The sequence below is a fragment of the uncultured Dokdonia sp. genome (assembly GCF_937910895.1).
GTDB lineage: Bacteria > Bacteroidota > Bacteroidia > Flavobacteriales > Flavobacteriaceae > Dokdonia.
On the sequence record NZ_CALEMI010000046.1, the window covers coordinates 1 to 2,582 of the forward strand.

Here is a 2,582-nt window from a genome sequence, read left to right on the forward strand (position 1 = left end):
TATACTTTAGACAATCTATTACAACTTGAAGATGCTTCAAAATATACCATTACACTACTTTTTTAAGTTTAGCCATAGACCTTCGACTACGCTCAGGGTAAACTGCTATGCTAAAACTTAGAAAACGTCATATTTTATTGTTTCTTTGGGCTTCATAACAAAGTTATAAAGCATAATGCGGGTTAAAAATACAAATATGAAACGAAACTATAGATGATTTGGTACCCAATTACGGCTTTTTATACGCAGCGCAATTATGGATAGCTATAATATGTAATGATTTGTACAGTTGAGCGTCTTGGAGTGAATGGCTATCTGTAAGTCATTTTTAATAAACATTTAATTTTAGGAACTAGATCGTTTATATGAAAACCAACAGCTGTTGCTTGCTTCAAAAAACCTTAGGTACATAAATAATTCCTGCAACAATTACAGCAATAAGCGCTGCGATGCCTACGGCACCAGCAGCGATATCTTTAATTTTTCCAATTTTGTTATGAAAGTCAGGATGTACAAAGTCTGCAATTTCTTCGATAGCGGTATTGAGACCTTCAATACTCATGACCATCCCGATACACAAGGTTTGGATCATCCACTCTATAGGTGAAATATCATAATAAAATCCTGCTATGGTGATGAGTATGGCAACTACAAATTGTACTTGAATACTCGCTTCTGTTTTTAATAACAGGATTCCTCCTTTAAAAGCATAGATACATCCTTTAAGACGTCCTTTTATAAATTTGGCGGGCATTACTTATGACAATGCATTAAGGGCTGCTTCATAATTAGGTTCATGACCTATTTCTGGTACTAGTTCTGTATGGATTACTTTCCCTTTTTCGTCTACGGCTACAATCGCTCTTGAGTGTAGTCCTTCAAAACCACCATCTACGAGTTCTATACCATAATCTTTTCCAAATTCACCTTGTTTAAAGTCAGAAAGTGTTGTTACATTTTCGATGCCTTCAGCACCACAAAAACGAGCTTGTGCAAATGGTAAATCACGAGAGATACACAGTACTTCTGTGTTTTCAAGTGCGCTTGCTTTTTCATTAAAGGTTCTAATAGACTGTGCGCAAACCCCTGTATCTACACTTGGAAATATATTTAAAATTAGCTTTTTACCTCTATAATCATTGAGGGTTACAGAAGATAAATCATTTCGCGAAAGCGTAAAATCAGGTGCTGGACTTCCAACTTTTGGAAGGTTGTCTATTGTATTTACTGGGGTTCCCCCTAAGGTTACTGATGCCATAATTAGTGTTTTTGTAAATGTAAAAAATATGTAAGCAAATATCGTGGTTCTTGCAAAGAAAAGTAGTGTTAGCTAACAATATATTAACAGCTATATCCCGTTATTTTTAAAGTTATTTTATGGGTGCGCTTTCGCGAAAGCAAATAAAGAATCGTTAGAATTTTGCACAACCTTTAAGTAAAAATTAAGCTTCTTTCCCAGCATCTTTCAATTGACGGATTTTAATATTGAAAGCAGCAAAAAGCAAGGTCATAAACGGACTTAACCAATTAAAAATAGCAAATACAAAATAATCCAATACCGAGACTCCTAAAACACCACTCTGATAAGCACCACAGGTATTCCAAGGAACAAGAACAGAAGTTACTGTTCCCGCATCTTCTAATGTTCTGGATAAGTTTTCTGGTGCAAGTCCTTTGTCTTTAAATGCTTTACTATACATTTTACCTGGTACTACAATAGCCAGATATTGGTCACTAGCGGTTAGGTTTAATGCTAAACAACTAGCAACTGTACTTGCAAATAGACCAAATGTTGTATTAAAGAGTGTTAATAAAGCTTTACTAATACGAGCCAAAGCGCCTATAGCATCCATCACACCTCCAAAAACCATCGCACATATAATAAGCCATATCGTTCCCAACATACCAGCCATCCCTTTGGCAGAGAAAAGATCTGCTAGTATGGCGTTTTCAGTTGGAATATTCGTTTTAACCGTAATCGCATTCATCACTCCTTTATAGGCTGTTGTAAAATCCAACTTTTCTCCACCTGCGGCTAGAACTACTAAATCAGGTTGAAAAATTAAGGCGGCAACAGCTCCTAATAAGGTTCCTACTAAAAGAGCTATTAATGGAGGTGTCTTTTTGATAATGAGTATAATCACAATCACTGGGACTAGAAATAACCAAGGTGTGATCGTAAATGTCTTTTCTATATCTCTTAGTATTACCTCAGTATCTGCGGTTCCTGAAGGTTCCAGCGTAAATCCTATGATAATAAATACAATAAGGGTAATAATTATTGTAGGCACCGTAGTTAATGTCATGTATTTAATATGCGTAAACAAATCTGTTCCAGCCATGGCAGGTGCGAGGTTTGTTGTATCACTCATAGGTGATAATTTATCTCCAAAATACGCTCCTGAAAGTACAGCTCCTGCAGTCATTCCTAAAGAAATATCCAATGCACTCGCAATCCCGATAAGAGCAATCCCTACCGTAGCAGAGGTTGTCCAGCTACTTCCTGTCGCAATAGAAATAATAGCACAGATAATCACACACGCCGCTAGAAAAATAGTTGGATTTAAGATTTGTAATCCATA

Annotated in this window: 3 protein-coding genes; all 3 read right to left on the bottom strand. The window is 36.2% G+C overall.

Going from position 1 to position 2,582, the window contains the following annotated elements:
* Nucleotides 1–391: 391 nt before the first annotated feature.
* On the bottom strand, nt 392–754 hold the full coding sequence (locus Q0505_RS05485) for a diacylglycerol kinase family protein (RefSeq protein ID WP_299209981.1): 363 nt from the start codon (nt 752–754) through the stop codon (nt 392–394).
* A gap of 3 nt (nt 755–757) precedes the next feature.
* A complete protein-coding gene (tpx, locus tag Q0505_RS05490; RefSeq protein WP_299209983.1) occupies nt 758–1,258 on the bottom strand; it encodes a thiol peroxidase in 501 nt (166 codons plus the stop codon).
* 184 nt (nt 1,259–1,442) lie between these two features.
* On the bottom strand, nt 1,443–2,582 hold a 1,140-nt coding region (locus Q0505_RS05495), incomplete at its 5' end, for a Na+/H+ antiporter NhaC family protein (RefSeq protein ID WP_299209985.1).